The organism is Pseudomonas sp. KH_021, from assembly GCF_057838865.1.
In genome coordinates, this window is record NZ_CM174477.1 from 4,167,199 (window position 1) to 4,186,896 (window position 19,698).

Below are 19,698 nucleotides of genomic sequence, written 5' to 3' on the forward strand. Positions count from 1 at the left end.
ACCGTAGATGGGAGAGAGTTTAAACGAAGACCTTGAAAGGGCTGACCCTAACACCGGAAGCATGCTATCACTTGCGATTACAGCTAGTGTGCTGTCTGCGAAATAGCTTTTCTAATTTTTCACCTACACTTCAGGTGTCATTTCCCCCTTGGAGAGCTTCAGGTGAGCGCACTGGACATTACGCTTAGCTCCGAAGAAAAGGCCGAACTGAACCGGCGCGTTCGCTCCGCCACCATTCCCCAGCGTGAAGGTCGTAGAGCACGCATTGTGCTGCTTGCAGCACAGGGCGAAACGCGGGAAGAGATTGCACGACTGACTGGGTTTTCTCTCCCGACAGTCACCAACTGGTGCCAACGCTTTCAGTTGCTCCGGCTCGACGGATTGATTGATAAACCAGGTCGTGGACGCAAGTCGTCGCTGCCTGCCGATACTGTCCGCCGCGTCTTGGAGCAGGTCACGAAACCTCGCATTGGCGAGTCGCGATGGAGCTGCAGGAGTATGGCGAGAGCGGTCGGGATTTCTTCGAGTACGGTCCATAAGTTATGGGCTGCCAATGACTTGAAGCCTCATCTGACTCGCACCTTCAAGCTCTCAAACGATCCGCAGTTCGAACAGAAATTCTGGGATGTTATCGGCCTTTACCTGGCCCCGCCGGACAAGGCATTGGTGCTGTGTTGCGACGAAAAAAGCCAGGTGCAGGCCTTGGAACGCACGCAGCCTGGGTTGCCTCTGGGCATCGGCCACATCCAGACGAAATCACATGATTACACCCGCCACGGCACGGTTACATTATTCGCTGCGCTGGATTATCTGCAGGGAAAATTGATCAGCAGCATCGAACGTCAACACCGTCATCAAGAGTGGTTGTCCTTCCTCAAGAAGATCAACAAGCAGACCCCCAAGAATCTCCAGCTTCACCTGATCGTCGATAACTATGCGACGCACAAGCACGCCGCCGTGAAAACCTGGCTGGCGAAGCACCCGCGTTTCCATATGCACTTCACACCGACGTCCAGCTCTTGGATGAACATGGTCGAACGATTTTTCCGAGACATCACGGTGTATCTACGAGACGGTAGCTTTGCCTCGGTGCGCGAGTTGGAATCCTCGATAACAACGTTCATGGCACTAAGAAATGCTCAGCCGACCCGGTACGTTTGGAACGCGAAAGGCGAGGAGATTTTGAGCAAAATCCAACGAGCTCGCGAGGCACTTGAGGTCGTACCATAGGGATAAATTATTTCGAAGACAGCACACTAGCGAATTCGTTAACTGTGACGGAAAAAAATACAGTCATCAGATTGTAGTCAACGCCAATCTATTTTCTACCTTGCTCAAAGAGCATGGCTTCACAGTTGCACTTCCTGAGTCAAATAGTAATTTGGTACACCAAGTATGGTTCAGGCATGAAGCAATCAACACAAATGATCTTTTTTATAAATTATGCCAAGCCGGGATACTCGTTAACCGAGTGGACTGCTTCCCTGGAGATTTTGGCTCAGGATTAAGATCATCACTGGCAGAGATTACAAAATTAGGCGGTGAAGCAGAACACGTCGAGGCACTTGTCAAGCTCATTAAAAACATTGCTGTAGGAAAAAAGGATTTTAACTATTATCTAAACGAGACAGAGCAACAGAGAAGTAGGTTGAAAAAACCACAATACTGTTATGAGACGATCGATTTCGGAGTCGAGCGCTTCCTTCAATTTTTGAGGTAGTGGTTTATGCTGATAGTGGATGAACAGCCTGCACTGTTGCAAAGGCTATACTTGATTAATTCAAAAATTCATGCCCAGATATCACCACACCTGTCACACTCGCTGGACACTTTTTTAACCCATTCGATAACGTGCGTACCTTCCGAGAACGAAAAATCAGCCATTGACGATTTCAACGATACGCTTGAGCAATATTTACTCTCCCGACAGATTCCAAGCGAAGGTTTTATAAACGCACTAAACAAATGCCCAATACTCCAACAGGCTGATCACTCAAGCTTAGTACTCGAGAGAGAGAGTTTTTTAAATAATCTTTTGTTCTCCAAAGCTCTTCTCAATAACAATATAAACCACGGAATTTCTCTCCAATGCTCCACCGTCAGTTGCATCACAAGCCGCGCCCCTTTACGCGGACCTGTTTTTTTATTTGATGGTCAACGGTCAATACCTTTAACCAACTTGACAAAAACCAAGTTGCAAGCAGCCTCGTTTTGTACGCTGCCAAAACCCTTTCAGTTTAACTCCGATCTCGCACGCAGTTCGGCGTGGGGCAAAACCCTTGAAGATATATGCAATTTAACATATCCAAGTATTGAAGCTGCATACTTCGCCATCAACACAAAATTATTGAAAACCCTGCGTAAATCACTCGGAGTGAACATTCTGTTCCTGGATGAATATTTCACAAATGAATTGATGTGTCGACATTTAAGTATGAGAGACAGCCTGATATCTCGCATGGTATTTGAACCTGACGTTCGAGATATTATTTTAAGTGAAAAGCAAAAATTTGTTAACTCTACAAGTAATTTGACACTAGGCCATGACCTAACGGATTTTTTTTACTTTAATGATGGCCATCGGTTGCACAGAGTTATCCTGAGTGGAGGCTCTGATGTCATCACTCTTAGAAAGCGCGCCGACCACAAAATAATAACAACCACCCACCGACAACATTTAATTCGAATATTGAAAAGCGGCGACCTTTTTTGCGATCGCTTTTTAGGCTACACCCTTCGCTGTTTAGCGAGTGGAATAAAAGCTTTAGGGGGCTCAAGCCAACAAGACTCAATAGATCATTACCTAACCATTCTAATGAACGCTAATCGCCTCAAAAACTTTATGAGTAGCCAAGAAATCTCGTTATACACACGCCCCAACAAGACTCAAATAGGTGGTGCCGCTTTAGTGGAGTTGACTATGCAAAAAGATTATATTTCGGGGCGTTACTTGCTCGATGGCGATATTGAATCTTATATCAAAATGCTGACTGGCAAAACGCTCAAACAATCTATTGGAAAAATGCAATGCATGTCCTACCTCATCGACCGTACTTCAAACCGTCCAGACAACGTCGAGAAGCTCTGATGCTAGACAACTTACAAACAAAAATATCAAACCTAGAGCAACAAGGCTTTTTACACGTGCGCGGTTGTCTGGAAAAAGAGCTAATTGAGATTCTAACGCACGAACTAAATGAGCTCGAGACGCAGGTATCGGAAAAGTTTAATCCTGCTGAAGACACAATCATTTTGTCAGCCACACGAACAATGATTCATTCGCTATACGATCGAAACTGTTGCGCGCTTAACCAACTTATTGAGACAGGGACTGGAATCAACATCATTTCTGCAGCCGTCGGTGGTCAGCCAATTTGTTGGACCTCAACCTATGCAAACTGTAAGCCGGGACATCCGAGCCTCCCGTTTCACACTGATTACTCTCCTTATAAAACTGAGCGGTACCGTCCTAATCACCCATCAGCGCTGAGAGCACTTTACTATCTGGATGACCTCTCACCCACCAAGTGCCCGATACATATTGTTCCCCACTCACATAATTTTCTCCACCAAGATTATCAGCCAGACATTTTGACCGATCTAATCGAAAAGTATGTTTACACTCCCACCGTAAAGGCGGGTGACTTGATCATTATTAATCCGCGCCTCATACATGGTACAGGTCCAAACCTTTCAAACGAAATGCGACGAGTCATTGCTATTACCTACGTACCAGAGTGGTCAAAAAGCATTTAATAATGATGGGGATGTAGAAATGTTAAACCACTGTATCTTGGGAACTGAGCACATTCCAGCGAATTATACTTCTCAATTCATCAGCGCCGCGTGGGAGCTTGGCTACCGTCACTTTGACACTGCCATTCCATACAGGAACGCGGCGAGTGTGTTCAAGGCGCTCAGCGCCTATCCAAGAAACGAGTACAAACTGATTGTAAAATCACCCATAGGGAACTTGTCTAGATCTCAAGTTTATTCAAAATTAGCAACGTTGATCACCCACTCGCGAATTCAATTTATTGATATTTTTTTAATCCACTCACCCAAAGCAGTCAATTTTTTTGAAGCATTACCAGGGCTTGATGACTTGGCAAATGAAAAGCGGATACTAAATTATGGGGTTTCAAATTTCGCAGAAGCGCATCTAAAACTATTAAAACGTGAGGAATTTCCCATAAAATATATTCAAAACGAAATCCACCCCTACCTCCCTGAAAACGACCTGGTTAATTATTGTCACGCAAACCAAATAACCATTCTCGCGCACAGTTGCCTTGCATGCGGTAAGATTTTCAAAGATTCGTCTCTTCAAAAATTGTCTAGTACGGCCGGCCTCAGCCCCCTTGAAATGACTTTAAACTGGTTAAAATCGCGGCAACTCGTTCCGCTATTGAGTACCACTAACCTGGTACACCTTAGGCAAAACTATTCGACATGGATGAACGCTGTATCGCATGCGCCTGATTTCAGTCTGCTCGACATGGCCCCTAGGATATGCAATTCCAAAGAATGGTCAGAGTTCGATTTGACGCCGCAGGAAATTGGAATAAATTTCCTGCGGCAAAAGTTCAGGTACCTTAATCAGCGTGGCTCAAGATACTCCTTACCTAGATAGGAAACCAAAACGTCAGGAACACGAACACGACCATCGCATTGCTGGTACTGTTCCAGCACAGGAATAATCGCACGAGTCGTTATTCCAGTGCCATTCAATGTATGGACCAAACGCGTATCGCCCTGTTCATTTTTATAACGGATTTTTAACCTTCGAGATTGGAAATCAGTGCAATTACTACAGCTTGTTAACTCTCCCCACCCCCAGTTGCCTTGCTCACTGCGACCGAGCATCCAGGCTTCCAAATCATATTTTTGGAATGCCGGTGCACCGAGGTCTGCTGTGCAAATCTTCAAAACCCTGAAGTGCAAGCCTAGCTGCTTAAATGTTTCTATTTCGAAATTTAGAATATCCTGCAAAATTGACCCCGAAGTTTCTGGCGTCACCAGACAAACAAGTTCAACTTTGTTGAACATTCTATTCCTATATAAACCTGCGTCCCTTCTTCCACTGGATCCTTCTCTTCGGAAACATGCACTCATCGCAGCGTTTTTAATCGGTAAATCGGTTGTTGAAAAAATGGTATCTGCGTACTGGCCAACCAAAGGAATTTCTGCCGTACCTATCATGAATAGGTTGTCGTTCATGATAGGAAAAAGCTCATTCCCCTCTGCAGAATTACGAGGCGTAAAACCAATGCCGCGCATTATTTCTGGCCTTGCCATGAGCGGCACACTAATCGGCTCGAAACCTACTGCAGTCGCACGATCCAAAACAAATCGCAATAAGGCCAACTCAAGTTTTGCGAGATCCCCCCTGAGTAACGGAAAGCCAGCCCCACTTATTTTTGTGCCAGCGTCAAAATCCATCCCCAACATACCGCCAAGTGTTAAGTGGTCCTTGGGTTCGAAAAAAAAATCGGGGGGGTCACCAAAAATTTCACTCTCGACATTTTCACTGTCCGACCTACCCACAGGGGTATCATCTGAGTATAGATTTGGCACCTGCAGCATTAGCCCTTCTAGTTCATTATTGGTCTCGGTCACCGAAGCTTCTAGTGCTAACGTCTGCTGCTTCAGTTTTCTACCAACATTCGCTGTATTGTTCTCTTGGGTAAGTGAATCATTAAAATTCTGTTTGGCATTCGTCTTGATTTTGTGCCTAAGGCCCTCAAGCTCACGTAGCAAACGTCGTTTTTTTTCATCCAAGGTCACGATTCGAGAAATATCGACGGTAACGCCTCTATGGGTACAGACCATTTGCACCCACTCAGGACGGGTTCTAATCGTTTTAATATCTAGCATTTTCATCTCTCAAAGGTTAACAGTTAATAATCTCGACCTTTATATTCTCACCCCTGAAGTATACTAAAATGATGAATTCCTATCTAAGCCTGCAACGTTCTGTAAAACTTATCTGCATTATTCGATTGTTGTGTGCATCGGCCAGCACAGTGCCACCGATGATGATATTTATTTTATCCCGAGATTTTGGTCTCGATTCGTTAACCATTTCTGTCAGCATGGCTTGTTTTACGTCAATGATTTTGCTAGGCCATTACATCGGCGGACTCCTCAACAGGTCCATGCATTGGAAACCCATCGTACTGATCACCATCCCCTTATTCTGCCTTTCCCTCATCACCGGAAGTTTGCCGGGAGAGGTTTATTCTTTTTTTTTCTGCGTAGGGTTGGCCTGTTTATTAGCAGGTATTTTTTTAGTGTGCTTTACGGTTGCGACAACTCAGTTAACAACGGAACATGAGCGCCCCCAGGCTTATGCTTTAGGCTATATCTGTTTCAATCTTGGTTTTGCGATAGGGGCCGCCATATCGGGTTTTTTATTTTCTATTTCCACAGCCGCACTTTTTATATTCGACGCCAGTTTGACTTTTGTTGCCTGCCTCGTCTTATTAGCTATTCCAAACACCCCCGTACGCAGCGCAGACAAAAGTTTAAAACCCTCTACGGGCGCCAGATCGCTAGTTTTTTTCCGAGCCGTTCCTCCGTTAATAATCACGTTCCTTTTCATTGCACATGGCTCATTTCTATTTAGCTTCCCACAACATATCAAAGCCAGCGCATCGGGGAATGCCGAAGTACAATTTGGTTGGTTTCTGGCTATATCTGCCATCTGCACAACTGTCGTGACACCTGCTTTGTTAAGGTTATGTAACCGTTATCGGGCACAGACAAATTTCTCTATTGCCGCTCTCTTATATGCAAGCAGTTTTTTCTGGATATACCTATTCTCCTACAGCTTGTGGAGTGCTGCACTAGCTATCCTTTCGTGGTCTTTAGCGCAAATTCTCGCCCTGACTTATGGGGATATATACTTTCAAAAAACAGCGAGTAACAAATCCCGAGGGGATGCAGCTGCAATTTTGCAAATACTCTTTCAATCTGGCGCTATAACGGGATCGATATTGGCCGGCCTATTGATAAGTCAACACTCGGTTACTTACTCGCTTGGCGCATTCCTTGTGCTCAGCACTTTTATTTTGTTTTTTTCTTTATCAAACATACATCAACCTCCGCCCCTCCAACGTTAATGGAGTCACTATGTGTGCAATTGCCGGTGTAGTAAATTTTTCTGCGCTCCCTGATGATGCTGAACAGCTGATTTCCGCCTTTTTAGATACCATGGTGTCCAGGGGACCCGATGGAGTCGGGATTTACGCAAACCAAAAAATCATATTCGGTCACCGTAGACTTTCTCTATTGGATTTACTGGGCGGAGAACAACCATTCATTTCATGCACTCAAGATGTCATCGTAGTGTTCAACGGGGAGATTTACAATCATCGTCTCTGGCAGCAAGAACTGAAGCGCAGAGGCTATAATTTAAGTGGCTATTCGGACGGAGAAATCATTACATATCTGTACCACCTATTCGGCCCCTCCTTCATCAGTAAAATCGAAGGAATGTTTGCAATTGCATTATATGATCTAAAAAATTCTGAACTATATCTTTATCGTGATCGTGCAGGCGAAAAACCATTATTTTATACAAAACATCAAGGCAGCTTGTATTTTTCATCCACCATAAATTCGCTGTTAAGCTTGAAAGGGCTAGAAATAAAAATTAGCGACCCTGCGATTATTCAATATTTTTCCACCACGCAAGCAGGCCCCCAGACAAGTTTTTATGAAAACATTTTAAAGGTACCTGCTGCGCACTATCTAAAATTCTCCGAACACGGAGAATATCATCTGATCAACTACTGGCAACTTGATTACGCTAAAAAAAATCAATTGAACGAATCAGAATTGATCGAGGCCGCTGATGAAAAAATGTCAGCCGCTTTGGACAATATGGTATTCAGCGATCATCCCATGGCAATAACTTTGTCAGGAGGGGTAGACTCTTCACTGGTGCTTGCACATGCAGAGCGCCACTCTAAAAGAAAGCTAACTTATCACTCGTTATCTTCCAAGTACATCGACGACCCCGAATATTATAGAGCAACAAGGGTAGCAGCCTTTTACAAGAAAACACCTGTTCGCTTCACCGTTACAAAAACTACATTTAGTGATCTTGTACAGGCAATGGCTTTTTTTGATGAGCCTGTGGCTGTCTATGATGCTGTCTACCTGTTACATCATAGTAACTTTATAAGTAAAACTCATCGAATTGCCTTGACGGGTAATGGAGCTGACGAAAGCTTCGGCGGGTACTCAGGCTATCTGGACTTTTTACGCGAGTGCCCAAGTAGAGAATGGGGTAAAGACGTAATAGACAAACACATCAAAACCCTTGTGTTTAGCGGCATTAAAGAAGATGCTCATTTTCTCTACTCAAAAAGCCTTAAAAAACTCGCCAACGATTTTTGCATGAACACCTATATGGACAGCATCTTTGGCATGGCCAACTATGAAGATCCGCTGGACGGCCGCTTATTTTATGACTTGTTTTTCGGAATGACACACAGTGCCTCGCTGGGGGATACTGTTGGAATGGCTTATAGCTTAGAATATAGATCACCCTTCTTTGACAAAGAGCTAATGGAGTTTGCGGCTAGCATCCCGACCAAACTCAAGTGCTGCTTGTCATCCTCTACATGCAAGCCGATTTTAAAAAACATGGCAAGCCGGTATTTTTCCAAGGAATTAATGCAACTACCCAAACTGGGATGCGGGCAAACAATCGATCGATTGCACTTAATGAAAAACGAGTGGTTCTTGGATGTTGAGTTGGCCATCATTGAAAATCAATCAATCTTATCTCGATACTTTGACATTGCAAAAACATTGCATTATTGGAGAAATATATCTCATATCAATCTCACACCGACAATGAATCGCAGAGCTTTAAAACTGGCTATATTTATTGCCTGGGTGAAAGCGAAGCGCCTGCTTTTAACGGGAGGCTGATTATCTGATCAGCCAGCGAGACTCGTCCTCCGCTCGCGCCGGGTATAATGCCTCGAAGCCAATCATTCGGGGCGTTTACTTGAGTCGCGGCTAATCTGAAGGACCACAAATAGACACGACTCATTAATCTCGGCCGATTTTGTCTCCTAAATAATCTATAAATTTTCTCGCCCTGACGGGAATTTTCACAGCATTGGGATACAAAACGTATACCGATACGGATGGTATTTGATAATCCCTGAACAGCCGAACAAGCTTTTTATTGTTTATATCCTTTTGCACCATCCATGCAGGCAGACAAGAAACCCCAAGCCCGGAAACTACCATTTGCCTTACAATAGACAAGGCATTCGACTGGTACTTTACGCTTGGTTTAACTTCAAAATTGCTGACACAATCACTTCTTAAAATCCACCCATCGTTTGTTAACTTTTCATTATTGACAACCCAGGGTAGCGCATTAAGAATGCTTACATCCTTGAGATCTGCGCCCTCCACCAAATTCGGAGAGGCCACCAAGTACATTTCAAACTCATAAATTTTCCTGCCCTTTTTTGAGGAGCTGAGTGGTTCGCCCACAAAAACCGTCAAATCATATTGGCCAGCCACATGTGCTTCATTAGATCTTCCCGCGTCGTAGATAATTTCCAACTTTGGATTAAGCACTGAAAACTCAAAAATCAAAGGCGCTATAAATTTACTTCCAAACTCATGCGGCGATACGATCCGCAATACGCCAGAACACTCTTTCGAAATGGCACTCAGGTGGTCTAGGAAAACTTCTATCTGTTGGGATATATCAGAAAATCTCTCGTAGAATTTTTGCCCAACGTCGGTCAACGATAACGCTCGTGTTGTTCTCACCAGCAGAGAAACTCCAAGCGTGCGTTCCAGCTCCCTTATGTGAACACTTACCATCCCAATGCTGATACCCAGTACCTTCGCCGCAGCAGAAAACGACCCTAACTCGGCGACTTTCAAGAAGGCCAGTACTCGATTGAAATTGAAATCTGTCCTCATTATGACTACTCCTCGTTTGCGACCTTTACGCAATCACGCTGGAGTATGTCAATTTACAAGAGCCACGCCAACTATCTGGCGAACTTTGGGAAATATCCTACAACATCAAACGCAATCAACTACAGCGCCAATGAACTGACTGGTGCCGATAACAGCGTAACGCGTTTAAATACATGAAAATGATGGTTAAGCACGAAGCCGTCCGAAGTGTTGTATCTTTGAACAATCCGTTCACTGCCAGAGTCGCCAGGATGTTTGAGCTCACCCACCAACTTGCCCAGAACATCGTCGATCGCGCGATGGCGATCCTGCCCAACAACGTCAACGTCATGGACAGCCAGGGCCTGATCCTGGGCAGTGGCGAAGCCCATCGCATCAACACCCGCCATGAAGGGGCGCAACTGGTCCTGACCAACCGACGTATTGTCGAGATCGACGAGCAGGCCGCGCAGAATCTCAAGGGCGTACAGGCTGGCATCAACCTGCCGTTGTTCCACGATGGGCAATTGATCGGCGTGCTGGGAATTTCCGGCGACCCCAAAGCACTGCGCACGTCTGCGCAATTGGTGTGCATGACCGCCGAAATGCTGGTCGACCAGAGCCATATCCAGGCCGAACAGCAGTGGCGCCAACAGCGCCGTGATGACTTGTTGTCGGTGTTACTGGGCGAAACCGGTGGCTCCCAGCGGCTGATTGATGAAGCCCGGCAATTGGGCCTCAAGCCGCAACTGGGGCGTACACCTTTGCTGATTGAGCTGGAAGATCCGAGCTTCGCCACTGCCGTCAGCTCCTGGCTAGAGAGCCATTTCATCGACAGCTGGTGTGTCCTGCCAGCGGCAGGCTCGATTCTCTGGTGCTGCCCTTCGAGCCTGAACCTCGATCCGCTGCGCTTGGGCGAACGTCTCAAGACTCAAGGTTGGGCGCTCAGGCGCATCGCCGTCGGCTCACCCGCCGCCGACATCCACAGCCTCCGCAGTGGTTGCCATCGCGTCGCCGAATTGATGGCCTACGGGCAAGCGGTCAAGCCCCAGGAACCCGTGTTGACGCTGACTCGCTATCGGCTGCCGACGCTGCTCTGGACCCACCGCGCCGAAGACACCCTGAATGAGTTGTTGGCCCCTTTGCACAATGTGGTCGCCAAGGATGCCAACGGCCAGTTGATCCGTACCCTGCGCAGTTGGTGCGAACACAATGGCCAGCCCCAGCCCTGCGCCGATGCGCTGGGTATTCACCGCAATAGTTTGCGCTACCGGCTTGAACGCATCAGCGAACTGACCGGCAAGGACCTCGCCCGCCTGGATGATCTGGTCGAGTTGTATCTGGCGGTGCAGTTGCTACCTAACGATATCGGCTGAGGGCGTTTGTCAGACTGCACAGTGGGTGCCGCACTCTGTTGTACATTTAGCCAAAGCGCGCGCTGCGCGAAGCATGCCAGCATGAGCCATCGTTGAAGCCGGAGAATTCCATGAAAGTCGTCATCGCACCCGATTCATTCAAGGACAGCCTGGGCGCGGCGCAAGTCGCTGCCGCCATTGCGCAGGGGCTCCGGGACGTCTTTCCCGATGCCACGCTGGTCGAATGCCCAATGGCTGACGGCGGCGAAGGCACCGTCGACGCCATTCTCGCCGCCGTGGGCGGGGAACATCGCAGCAGCCAGGTCAGCGGCCCGCTGGGTAGCCCGGTCACTGCCCGCTGGGGCTGGCTGCCGGAAAGCCGCACCGCAATCATCGAAATGGCCGAAGCCAGCGGCCTGCAATTGGTCGCCTTGGAGCAACGCAATGCCTGCGTCAGCTCGACCTATGGCACCGGCGAGTTGGTTCTGCAGGCGCTAGAAGCTGGAGCGCAGAAAGTGATCCTGACCATCGGCGGCAGCGCCACCAACGATGGCGGTACCGGCATGCTGCAAGCCCTCGGCGCCCGCCTGCTCGATGCCAGTGGGCAGCCTCTCGCCCCTGGCGGTCTGGCGCTGGCGCAACTGGTGACCCTGGATACTCAAGGGTTGGACGCGCGCCTGCCCGATGTGCAATTCGAAGTGGCCGCCGACGTCGATAACCCCCTGTGCGGCCCCCACGGTGCTTCACATACCTTCGGTAAACAAAAAGGCGCCAGCCCCGAGCAAATACTGCAACTGGACGCAGCGCTGGGCCATTTCGCCGATTGCAGTGCGCAGGTGCTGGGCACCGACCGCCGCGAAGAACCTGGCGCTGGCGCAGCCGGTGGCATCGGCTTTGCTGCCAAGGCCTTCCTGAATGCCACCTTCCGCCCGGGCGTGGACGTGGTTGCCGAACTCGCCGGCCTGGATGCCCACGTGCGCGATGCGGATCTGGTGATTACGGGCGAAGGTCGTTTCGATGCGCAAACATTGCGCGGCAAGACACCCTTGGGCGTCACGCGCGTGGCGCGTCAATACGGCATACCGGTGGTGGTGCTTGCCGGCACGTTGGGCGAAGGCTACGAGCAGCTCTACAACCATGGCATTACCGCAGCGTTTTCACTGGCATCAGGGCCGATGACCCTGGCCGAGGCGTGTAGCCAGGCACCGCAGTTGTTGCGCGAGCGAGCGCGTGATATTGCGAGGCTGCTGATGCTTTCAAACAGGTCGGTTTGACGGCGCGGCAAGATGGGTGGCGGCTACGTGCGGGTCTGCAAGACCGGGGCGAAAGGAGCCCGGTAGGCCCAAAGGCCTCCCGCACGCAGCCACCATGAAAAAAACGCAGGCACAAATAACGCCAATGATTGGTGTTGTTGAAGAGGTTGTAAAGCTGGGGCCAGATGCGGCAATTCGCCACCCAATCTCGCTAGTGCGCCGCAACATTGGATGCTAGAGTCGCGCGCCATGAACCGCACTCGCCGACCTCGACCCTTGATTGCATGGATGCTCTACGCCAGCGTCCTGTTCACGGTCATCGCCTGCGGTTTTCATCACGGGCAAATGAGTGCGACCCAACTGGCCGCTCTGAGCGACGAAGTCTGCTCGGAACAAGCCCAGCAGCATCACGGTCATGGCGCCAGCCACGATCAAGGCGACAACAGCGACCACGCCAAGCACATGGCGCCATTTACTTGCCCCCTGTGTTCATCCTTTGGCCTGGCCGTCACCCTCAACAGCGACAGCTGGGCACTGGACTATGTGCCCGGCGAGGCCATCGCCCCGGTGGTGCTGCGCAGCCTCGCGCAGCCGCCGCCACGCTTTATCTGGCCCTCGCTCAACCCCCGCGCCCCACCTCGCTTCCACGCTGAAATGACTTTTTCGGCCTGACCGCTTGCGCCCATCAATGGGCGCAGGCGCGTGTGCCTTTCATATTCTTGCGTGGACGTAACACCCATGAAAAAAACCAACACCTCCCTGGTGCTGCTGCTTGGCGCCTGCAATTTCACCTGGGCGCAAGACACGGCCCTGAACCTGCCCACCAGTACGGTCAGTGCCGTCCAGGAACAGCCTTCGGGCGTGATCCTCGATCAGCCCATCAAGACGGGTTCGCGCCTGGGCCTCACCTCGCGGGAAACCCCCGCCTCCGTCAGCGTTGCCGATCGAGCCATCATCGAAGAGCGTGGTGCCAAGGACACTCAGGACGTCATCAATGGCATGACCGGCATCAACGCCTCGGCCAACCCAGGCTACGGCGGCTTGGTGGCCTATCGCGGCTTTACCCAAAACCAGATCACCCAGCTCTACAACGGCATCGGTATGAGCTACAGCAGTGCGACACGCCCGGTGGATGCCTGGATTTATGACCGCGTGGAACTGATCGGCGGGCCTTCGACCTTCTTGTATGGTGCCGGTGCGGTGGGCGGCTCGATCAACTACATCACCAAGCTCGCCAGTCGCGACGAGCAAAGCGTCGAAGGCCGTGTGCGCTATGGCAGTTACGACAGCTCCGAGCTTTCCATCGGTGCCAACCACGCCCTGGACAGCGGCCCCGAGCACCATCACTTCGCCCGCATTGATGTCAGCCGCACCGCCAGCAACGGCTACATGGACCGCAACCAGCGCGAATCGACCAGCACCGCGTTCTCCTTGCTCAGCGACCTGACGGACAAGCTCAGCCACACCCTGGCGCTGGAATATCAGGAAGACAAGGAAGACAGTCCCTATTGGGGGTCGCCCATTTTGAACCCGGTCGGCGACACCATGAAGATCGACAAGAGCCGACGCTTCGAGAACTACAACGTCGCCGATGGCCGTTACGAACAACGGGTACGTTGGGTACGCTCGATCCTCGATTATCAGGTCAGCGAAACCACCAGCTGGCAGAACACCCTCTACCACTACGATGCCCAGCGTGATTACCGGAACCTTGAGAACTACCGCTACAACGCCGACAACAGCCAGGTCAGCCGCTACTCCGCCTACCTACAACGGCACGAGCAGCAAGTGGACGGCAACCGTTTCGAATTGCGCCATGACAACCGCCTGTTCGGGCTGGCAAGCCAGTGGTCGGTAGGCGTTGATTACTCGATCAACCGCCAGACGCTGTATCCCAACAGCGCGTTTGGCAGCTCGCCCTATGACACCATCAACGCCGACAGTTTCGAGCCCGGCAGTTTCTACGACATCCCCGGGGTCAATGGCGGCTTGAAGAAAGTGCGCAAGCATGAAGTCACGACGTTGGCAGGCTTTCTGGAAAACCGCCTGGAACTGACCGATCGCCTGTCGCTGGTGACCGGATTGCGTTACGACCACCTGCACATGGAGGTGACTAATTACGGCGCCATCACGCCGACCAGCCCACGCTTCTTCGAGCGCACCTGGACACCCGTTACCGGACGCATCGGCCTAGTCTACGAGTTGACGCCGGCGGCCAACGTCTACGTCCAATACAGCACCGCGGCCGATCCACCGGCAGGCTCCCTGGCGTCGGCAACCTTCTCCCAGGTCCAGAACACCGACTTGACCAAGGGCGAGCAGATAGAAGTCGGCAGCAAGTTCGACTTCCTCGATGGGCGCGGCGCCGCGACCGTGGCGGCCTACCAGATCGTGCGCAAGGACTTCTCGGTGACCGACCCAAACAACATCAACAACACGGTCCAGGCGGGCCAGCAGACTTCACGGGGCATTGAAGTGACCGGCAAGCTGCAGATCACGCCAAGGCTGTTGGCCGAAGCCAACTACGCCTATGTGGATGCGCAGTACGACGACTTCAGCGAGAACGTCGCAGGCCAGGTGGTATCACGCAAGGGCAACACCCCGACCAACGTGCCAGACCAGGTTGCCAATGCCTGGCTCAGCTACGACATCGACCCGGCCTGGCAAGTGGGAGTGGATGCACGTTACGTGGCGTCGGTCTATGCCAACAACGCCAACACCCTCAAGGCGCCGGACTACACCCTGTACGGCGCCTTCGCGCGGTTCAAGCTCGACGCCAACACGGCCATCACCGCCCGAGTGCGCAACTTGACGGATGAGATCTACGCCAAGCAAGCCTACGGCACGCTGTATTACCAAGGCGCGCCGAGGACGTTCGAGGTGGCGGTGGATACCCGCTTCTGATTGCATTCCGGCCAACCAAATAGCCGGACCGTTGTAGGAGCAAGGCTTGCCTGCGATGGGCACGACGCAATACATCAGGAAAACCGCGTCGATATCATCGCGAGCAAGCTCTGCTCCTACAGGGCCATTTCTGACCTGATTTTTCTGCCATCAAGCCAAATCTGGCCCGACTAACCCCAGTAAAACCAAGCTATTAAGAACAGTAGGCGAATTCTGTCTCGGCAATCCTGTGTTTTTCATGCTTCGACCCCCGCCTGCGCGCCAAAAAACATTTTGATAAACCTTTAAAAACAATCCTAATAGACTGTTTTTAAAGGTTTTTTATATCAACTTACATCTCGACTTCTCACTTCGGCATCAATCCTGCCCTGTCGCCTTCATCCATCTCAAACCGGACGAAGGCCCCCCATGAACGACTTCGACACCGTTGCCGAAATCTGGAAAAAAATCAGTGCCCAACTGAACCAGCCCCAGGAACGCAACCCCGCCGTCACCTGCACCCGCCGCTTCAACATCCTGCCCCTGCGCTACGCCGCCGTGGGCGCTATTGCTGGCCAACGCCGGCACCTGCCGGAACTGCCCGAGCATCTGCTGCGCCATCCGCTGCAGGTGGGTGAACTGAGCCACAGCGGCTACGCCATTCGTACCCTGCGTGAAGGCTTTCTGCATGTACTGGTCAAGCGTAAAAGTACAGGCCTTTACCAGTGGGAAGGCGCCTACCAGGTCAACGCCAGCGCCGCGCTGACCCGCTTCGACCCCGCCGCTCCCGAACCTGCGGCCGACCCACCGGGTACTATTCGACCCCTGCATTGGGGCTTTGCCCTATATGACCTCGATGACGTCGTTGAACTGCGCCTGCTGTTCAGCCCGGACCGCTTGACCGTCGCGGTGCTGGAGCGTTATCGACGCCTCGACCATGGCAACCGCGAGCATCTGCCCGCCATCGACATCGCCCCGTTCGCCGCACCGTCTTGCCCCGTGCAGCAGCCTCATGTCCTGACCCATGACCAGCTCGACTGGGTGGCCGACTTCGCCGCACAAAACAACCCGGCGCTCAAGCAGTTGCTCGACGCCCAGGTGTTCCAGTCGCCGCACATGATGCCCAAGGTGGCCGTCCACCTGCAGCTCAAGCCCGCCGAAGGCCAGCGCATCCCCCGTGGCGTGGCCGTGGTGGTGGACGATGCCATTGGCATTACCCAGGAACTCAATGGCTGGCGCAACGCGGCGCTGGAGCAAGTCAAGGATTGGCTGGACGCGCCGGCGGTGGCGGCGCCGGGGACCACCTCCATGGCCAGCAACGAACGCAAGCTGTTGGTGGCCCAGGCGTTCACTGAACTGCAGCGCACCTTCACCGAACGCAAGATGGCGGCGTTGGCCGATAAAGACCACCAGTTGAGACGCCAGTACCTGAGCACAAAGGATGAAGCTGCCGCGTTGGTAATGCCCTCACCGCGCTGGGAGAGGGGCAAGGAAGCCATCCTCAATGCGGGCGACGCCTTGAACCGTCCGGCGCTTGAGGCCCGCGCCCAAAGCGGAGAGTTTGCCCGCCAGTTCAACGAGCGCTACCTGCCCCGTGTCGACGAGCTGGCCATGCAGTCCTACCTGAACGCCTTCGACGCTAGGTGCCAATTGGCCCAAGCCCTGGCAGAAGAGCGCTCCGCCGACCACCTGCGCTGGCTGCAACACCCCGGGCTGCTCGCCGCACTGGCGGCCTACGACGAAAGCGACGTGGCCAGCGGCCTGTGCTTCACCCACCAGACCGGGCTGTGCATGATCGGCATGAGCGGCGTGCCGTCGGGCTCGCAACTGCTCAGTCAATGGTGGCAGGCAACGGCGGTGGAGCCCGGTAACCTGGGGTTGCGGGCCTACACCTTCAATCAGCACGCCATCGCCCAGGTGCTGGAGACCACGCTGGCACGCCTCACGGCTCAATCAGAAGCTGGCAGCGACCTGGAAAGCTTGAACACCGCCTTGCTGCTGAGCAAGGAACTGGCAGCCGAGTTCGACCGGGTGGACGGCTTTCTCGACAGGCTCGGCCAGAACGGCCAGATCAACACCGCCGGTGCCCTGGCCTGGCTGGGTGACCTAGGCCGGGAAATGATGCGCACCGGCTCACCCAACCACCTGGACCGCGCCCTGCACCGACGCCTGAGCACATTCCTCACCGCCTCGCTGGGCAGCCAGGCCCTCAACCTGCGCCTGACCGAACTCAACCAAAACGGCCACTCAGCCTCACCCGGCCGGGTCCAAGCCCCCATCCTGCGGAGTCTGGACGCGGCCTACGCCGACAACCTGCGCAATGCCCGCAGCAACTCGTTTTACAAACTGCGCGTGGCCAGTGCATTGCTGTTGCTGGAGGCGAGTTTGTTGCTGATGCAGGGGCGACGCGATGAGATGGATCGACGTTTCGTGACCCAGGTGCTGAGCAATGTCCTGTTTATGGCAGCGGCCGGGTTGGAGTTGCTGGCGGTGGGGACCGAACAGGTGTTGAACACGCTCAATCCCAATGCGGCGGCGGCACGCGGGGCGCAGATCAGTTTGGGACGGTTTCGATTGTGGGGGGCGGGGTTGGCCACGGCGGGCGGGTTGGTGAGTATTGGCTGGGATGTGGTGGATGCCAGGGATGCGTTCAAGAAGGCTGCAAAAGCATCGAGCTCGAGAAAAGGTGAAATGGGGTCGGCTTATACCGTTCGTGCGATCGCCACAGTTGCGCTGTTGAGTGGTCAGGGTGGAATCGCTTTTGCTCAGGCGGGTGCGTATTTCCGTTGGCTGGCACTAAAAACCGATCATACAAAAGCAAAAGTGATGTTTCATAAGTTGGCCAAGTCGTCAGCGCGCCTTGCAGCCAACCAAACCGCGATGCTCTTGCTCAGTCGCATGTTCTGGATTGGCGGTGCCTTCGTTATCGGCACCACCATTGTGTTGCTGATTCTGGATGACGACGCATTGGAAAAATGGTGCGACCGTTGCTGCTTCAGTCGAGACAAGGAATCCAAGCAGTACGCGAAAGATGAAGACGAATTGGATGATCTGTTTGGCGCGATCAAAGGAGTGCTGTGATGTATTACCTCGAATGGATCGCTTGGCGAGCGATGCTGGAAACGGATGAAGATCGAAAGAACGATCATGAAATCGAAAAACAATTAGGCATTGAAGACGAAGGCATCTACGAAGGTGAGGATGAAAAAGATCAAGCCGCATCCCTGCTCTCAGTCAGCGAGGCACCAAAGTTGCGTGGGCCGGTCTATGTTTACAACGACAGCGTGCTGGAAATGCGTTGTGGGCTCTGGGAGCCCAAGCGCGGCTTGGTGACTTTACTTTCAATCATGCCAATCTATTTGATCTTGAGTTTTTCAATAGCCTTGCTGGAGTTGATTCCTGATGTCATTGATTTAATGTCCGGGGTGATCGTCCCTTACAGAGGAGCCCTTCTATATCAAGTGTGTTTTTTTTCCATCGTCGTGATGTTGGTGAGCTGGTTCTACTTCAAGTACGGCTTTCGCTTCAGCCGCTTTGAAATGTTCACCTCCCGCCACCAACTGATCCGCTTCAATCGCAAGACCCAGCAGGTCTACCTGCACCGCCCCAAATCCTGTGGCGGCATCATCACATTGCCTTGGAAGGGCATTATCTCCGAAGGAGCCAGCCAGAAAAAAAGCGAAGCCGCAGCCGTTGGCGTACCGTTAATACTCTGCTGGTCGGAAACTATTACCGGTACGTTGCATCCCGTCATCGTCGGTGTTGGCAAAGCCGCCAATAACCTATCCGAGCTACGAGACGAATGGGAGTTTATCCGCCGCTTCATGGACGAAGGACCACAAGGCTTGCCTCGCCCCTGGATCACCTCGCACTTCCCCTGGCCCTGGCAGGCGTTCACTCCGCAGTTCGAGGGTTTGACCCACTACTTCCGAAATGCCAGCCGGACAATCAAGATCGGCCTGCTGTTGATCTCGCCCGCTTTCCTGATCTTCGGTCTGGGCCATTGGCTGAGCCTGATGCTGTGCTGGAAACCGCGCTGGCCGAAGGTGATCCGCCAGGCAGGGTTGCCCGGCAAGCCAATACCGCCGCAAACCACCCTGGCTGACTACCCACCCGAGATTCAGGAGCGTTTGCGCGCCAATGCCCATTTGTGGGCAGTCCGGCCCGGTAAACGACCAGAGAAAAAGCCGCGAAAGAAACGCACCCGTGTCCGTGAGACGAATGAGTGATGTAGCGTTCATCGCGAACAAGTCAGAGCGCCG

At 52.1% G+C, this 19,698-nt stretch carries 14 protein-coding genes; 12 read left to right on the forward strand and 2 right to left on the reverse strand.

The window, feature by feature from the left end; all coding sequences use genetic code 11:
- The first annotated feature begins 162 nt into the window (after positions 1-162).
- The 4 genes from AC3IX4_RS19175 to AC3IX4_RS19190 all read left to right on the forward strand — a co-directional run bounded on the left by AC3IX4_RS19175 (position 163) and on the right by AC3IX4_RS19190 (position 4,633).
- Positions 163-1,230 (forward strand): IS630 family transposase, encoded by a 1,068-nt coding sequence (locus AC3IX4_RS19175; RefSeq protein ID WP_489256978.1) that lies wholly within the window; start codon positions 163-165, stop codon positions 1,228-1,230.
- A 496-nt stretch (positions 1,231-1,726) separates the two neighbouring features.
- Complete coding sequence (locus tag AC3IX4_RS19180; protein WP_489256979.1) at positions 1,727-3,088, forward strand: hypothetical protein; 1,362 nt, start codon at positions 1,727-1,729, stop codon at positions 3,086-3,088.
- Complete coding sequence (locus AC3IX4_RS19185) at positions 3,088-3,756, forward strand: phytanoyl-CoA dioxygenase family protein (RefSeq protein ID WP_489256980.1); 669 nt, start codon at positions 3,088-3,090, stop codon at positions 3,754-3,756. The genes AC3IX4_RS19180 and AC3IX4_RS19185 overlap by 1 nt, the downstream gene beginning before the upstream one ends.
- Before the next feature lie 19 nt (positions 3,757-3,775).
- Positions 3,776-4,633, forward strand: coding sequence for an aldo/keto reductase (locus AC3IX4_RS19190; protein ID WP_489256981.1), 858 nt, complete (start codon positions 3,776-3,778; stop codon positions 4,631-4,633).
- Here AC3IX4_RS19190 and serS read toward each other — a convergent pair.
- Entirely contained in the window at positions 4,600-5,877 is a 1,278-nt protein-coding gene (gene serS, locus AC3IX4_RS19195) for a serine--tRNA ligase (RefSeq protein WP_489256982.1), read from the reverse strand. The genes AC3IX4_RS19190 and serS overlap by 34 nt on opposite strands.
- Before the next feature lie 68 nt (positions 5,878-5,945).
- Here serS and AC3IX4_RS19200 point away from each other — a divergent pair, with 68 nt between their 5' ends.
- Positions 5,946-7,124: an MFS transporter gene (locus AC3IX4_RS19200; RefSeq protein ID WP_489256983.1), complete on the forward strand. Its 1,179-nt coding sequence runs from the start codon at positions 5,946-5,948 to the stop codon at positions 7,122-7,124.
- Positions 7,125-7,134: 10 nt separating this feature from the next.
- Entirely contained in the window at positions 7,135-8,946 is a 1,812-nt protein-coding gene (gene asnB, locus AC3IX4_RS19205) for an asparagine synthase (glutamine-hydrolyzing) (RefSeq protein WP_489256984.1), read from the forward strand.
- A 123-nt stretch (positions 8,947-9,069) separates the two neighbouring features.
- On the opposite strand, the gene AC3IX4_RS19210 is transcribed toward asnB, so the two are convergent.
- Positions 9,070-9,966, reverse strand: coding sequence for a LysR family transcriptional regulator (locus tag AC3IX4_RS19210; RefSeq protein WP_489256985.1), 897 nt, complete (start codon positions 9,964-9,966; stop codon positions 9,070-9,072).
- A 251-nt stretch (positions 9,967-10,217) separates the two neighbouring features.
- On the opposite strand from AC3IX4_RS19210, the gene AC3IX4_RS19215 reads away from it, so the two are divergent.
- The 6 genes from AC3IX4_RS19215 to AC3IX4_RS19240 all read left to right on the forward strand — a co-directional run bounded on the left by AC3IX4_RS19215 (position 10,218) and on the right by AC3IX4_RS19240 (position 19,665).
- Positions 10,218-11,321 (forward strand): sugar diacid recognition domain-containing protein, encoded by a 1,104-nt coding sequence (locus AC3IX4_RS19215; RefSeq protein WP_489256986.1) that lies wholly within the window; start codon positions 10,218-10,220, stop codon positions 11,319-11,321.
- Positions 11,322-11,431: 110 nt separating this feature from the next.
- Positions 11,432-12,574, forward strand: a complete 1,143-nt coding sequence (locus AC3IX4_RS19220; protein WP_489256987.1) for a glycerate kinase — start codon at positions 11,432-11,434, stop codon at positions 12,572-12,574.
- A 228-nt stretch (positions 12,575-12,802) separates the two neighbouring features.
- A complete protein-coding gene (locus tag AC3IX4_RS19225; RefSeq protein ID WP_489256988.1) occupies positions 12,803-13,225 on the forward strand; it encodes a DUF2946 domain-containing protein in 423 nt (140 codons plus the stop codon).
- A 66-nt stretch (positions 13,226-13,291) separates the two neighbouring features.
- Positions 13,292-15,457: a TonB-dependent receptor gene (locus AC3IX4_RS19230; RefSeq protein WP_489256989.1), complete on the forward strand. Its 2,166-nt coding sequence runs from the start codon at positions 13,292-13,294 to the stop codon at positions 15,455-15,457.
- A 408-nt stretch (positions 15,458-15,865) separates the two neighbouring features.
- Positions 15,866-18,517, forward strand: coding sequence for a T6SS effector BTH_I2691 family protein (locus AC3IX4_RS19235; RefSeq protein WP_489256990.1), 2,652 nt, complete (start codon positions 15,866-15,868; stop codon positions 18,515-18,517).
- Positions 18,517-19,665 (forward strand): DUF6708 domain-containing protein, encoded by a 1,149-nt coding sequence (locus AC3IX4_RS19240; protein WP_489256991.1) that lies wholly within the window; start codon positions 18,517-18,519, stop codon positions 19,663-19,665. Before AC3IX4_RS19235 ends, AC3IX4_RS19240 begins: the two co-directional genes overlap by 1 nt.
- The last annotated feature ends 33 nt before the right edge of the window (positions 19,666-19,698 follow it).

Coding starts and splice junctions, on each gene's coding strand:
- AC3IX4_RS19180 (WP_489256979.1), top strand. CDS start 1,727: ATGCTGATAGTGGATGAACAGCCTGCACTGTTGCAAAGGCTATACTTG.
- AC3IX4_RS19185 (WP_489256980.1), top strand. CDS start 3,088: ATGCTAGACAACTTACAAACAAAAATATCAAACCTAGAGCAACAAGGC.
- AC3IX4_RS19190 (WP_489256981.1), top strand. CDS start 3,776: ATGTTAAACCACTGTATCTTGGGAACTGAGCACATTCCAGCGAATTAT.
- serS (WP_489256982.1), bottom strand. CDS start 5,877: ATGCTAGATATTAAAACGATTAGAACCCGTCCTGAGTGGGTGCAAATG.
- AC3IX4_RS19200 (WP_489256983.1), top strand. CDS start 5,946: ATGATGAATTCCTATCTAAGCCTGCAACGTTCTGTAAAACTTATCTGC.
- asnB (WP_489256984.1), top strand. CDS start 7,135: ATGTGTGCAATTGCCGGTGTAGTAAATTTTTCTGCGCTCCCTGATGAT.
- AC3IX4_RS19210 (WP_489256985.1), bottom strand. CDS start 9,966: ATGAGGACAGATTTCAATTTCAATCGAGTACTGGCCTTCTTGAAAGTC.
- AC3IX4_RS19215 (WP_489256986.1), top strand. CDS start 10,218: ATGTTTGAGCTCACCCACCAACTTGCCCAGAACATCGTCGATCGCGCG.
- AC3IX4_RS19220 (WP_489256987.1), top strand. CDS start 11,432: ATGAAAGTCGTCATCGCACCCGATTCATTCAAGGACAGCCTGGGCGCG.
- AC3IX4_RS19225 (WP_489256988.1), top strand. CDS start 12,803: ATGAACCGCACTCGCCGACCTCGACCCTTGATTGCATGGATGCTCTAC.
- AC3IX4_RS19230 (WP_489256989.1), top strand. CDS start 13,292: ATGAAAAAAACCAACACCTCCCTGGTGCTGCTGCTTGGCGCCTGCAAT.
- AC3IX4_RS19235 (WP_489256990.1), top strand. CDS start 15,866: ATGAACGACTTCGACACCGTTGCCGAAATCTGGAAAAAAATCAGTGCC.
- AC3IX4_RS19240 (WP_489256991.1), top strand. CDS start 18,517: ATGTATTACCTCGAATGGATCGCTTGGCGAGCGATGCTGGAAACGGAT.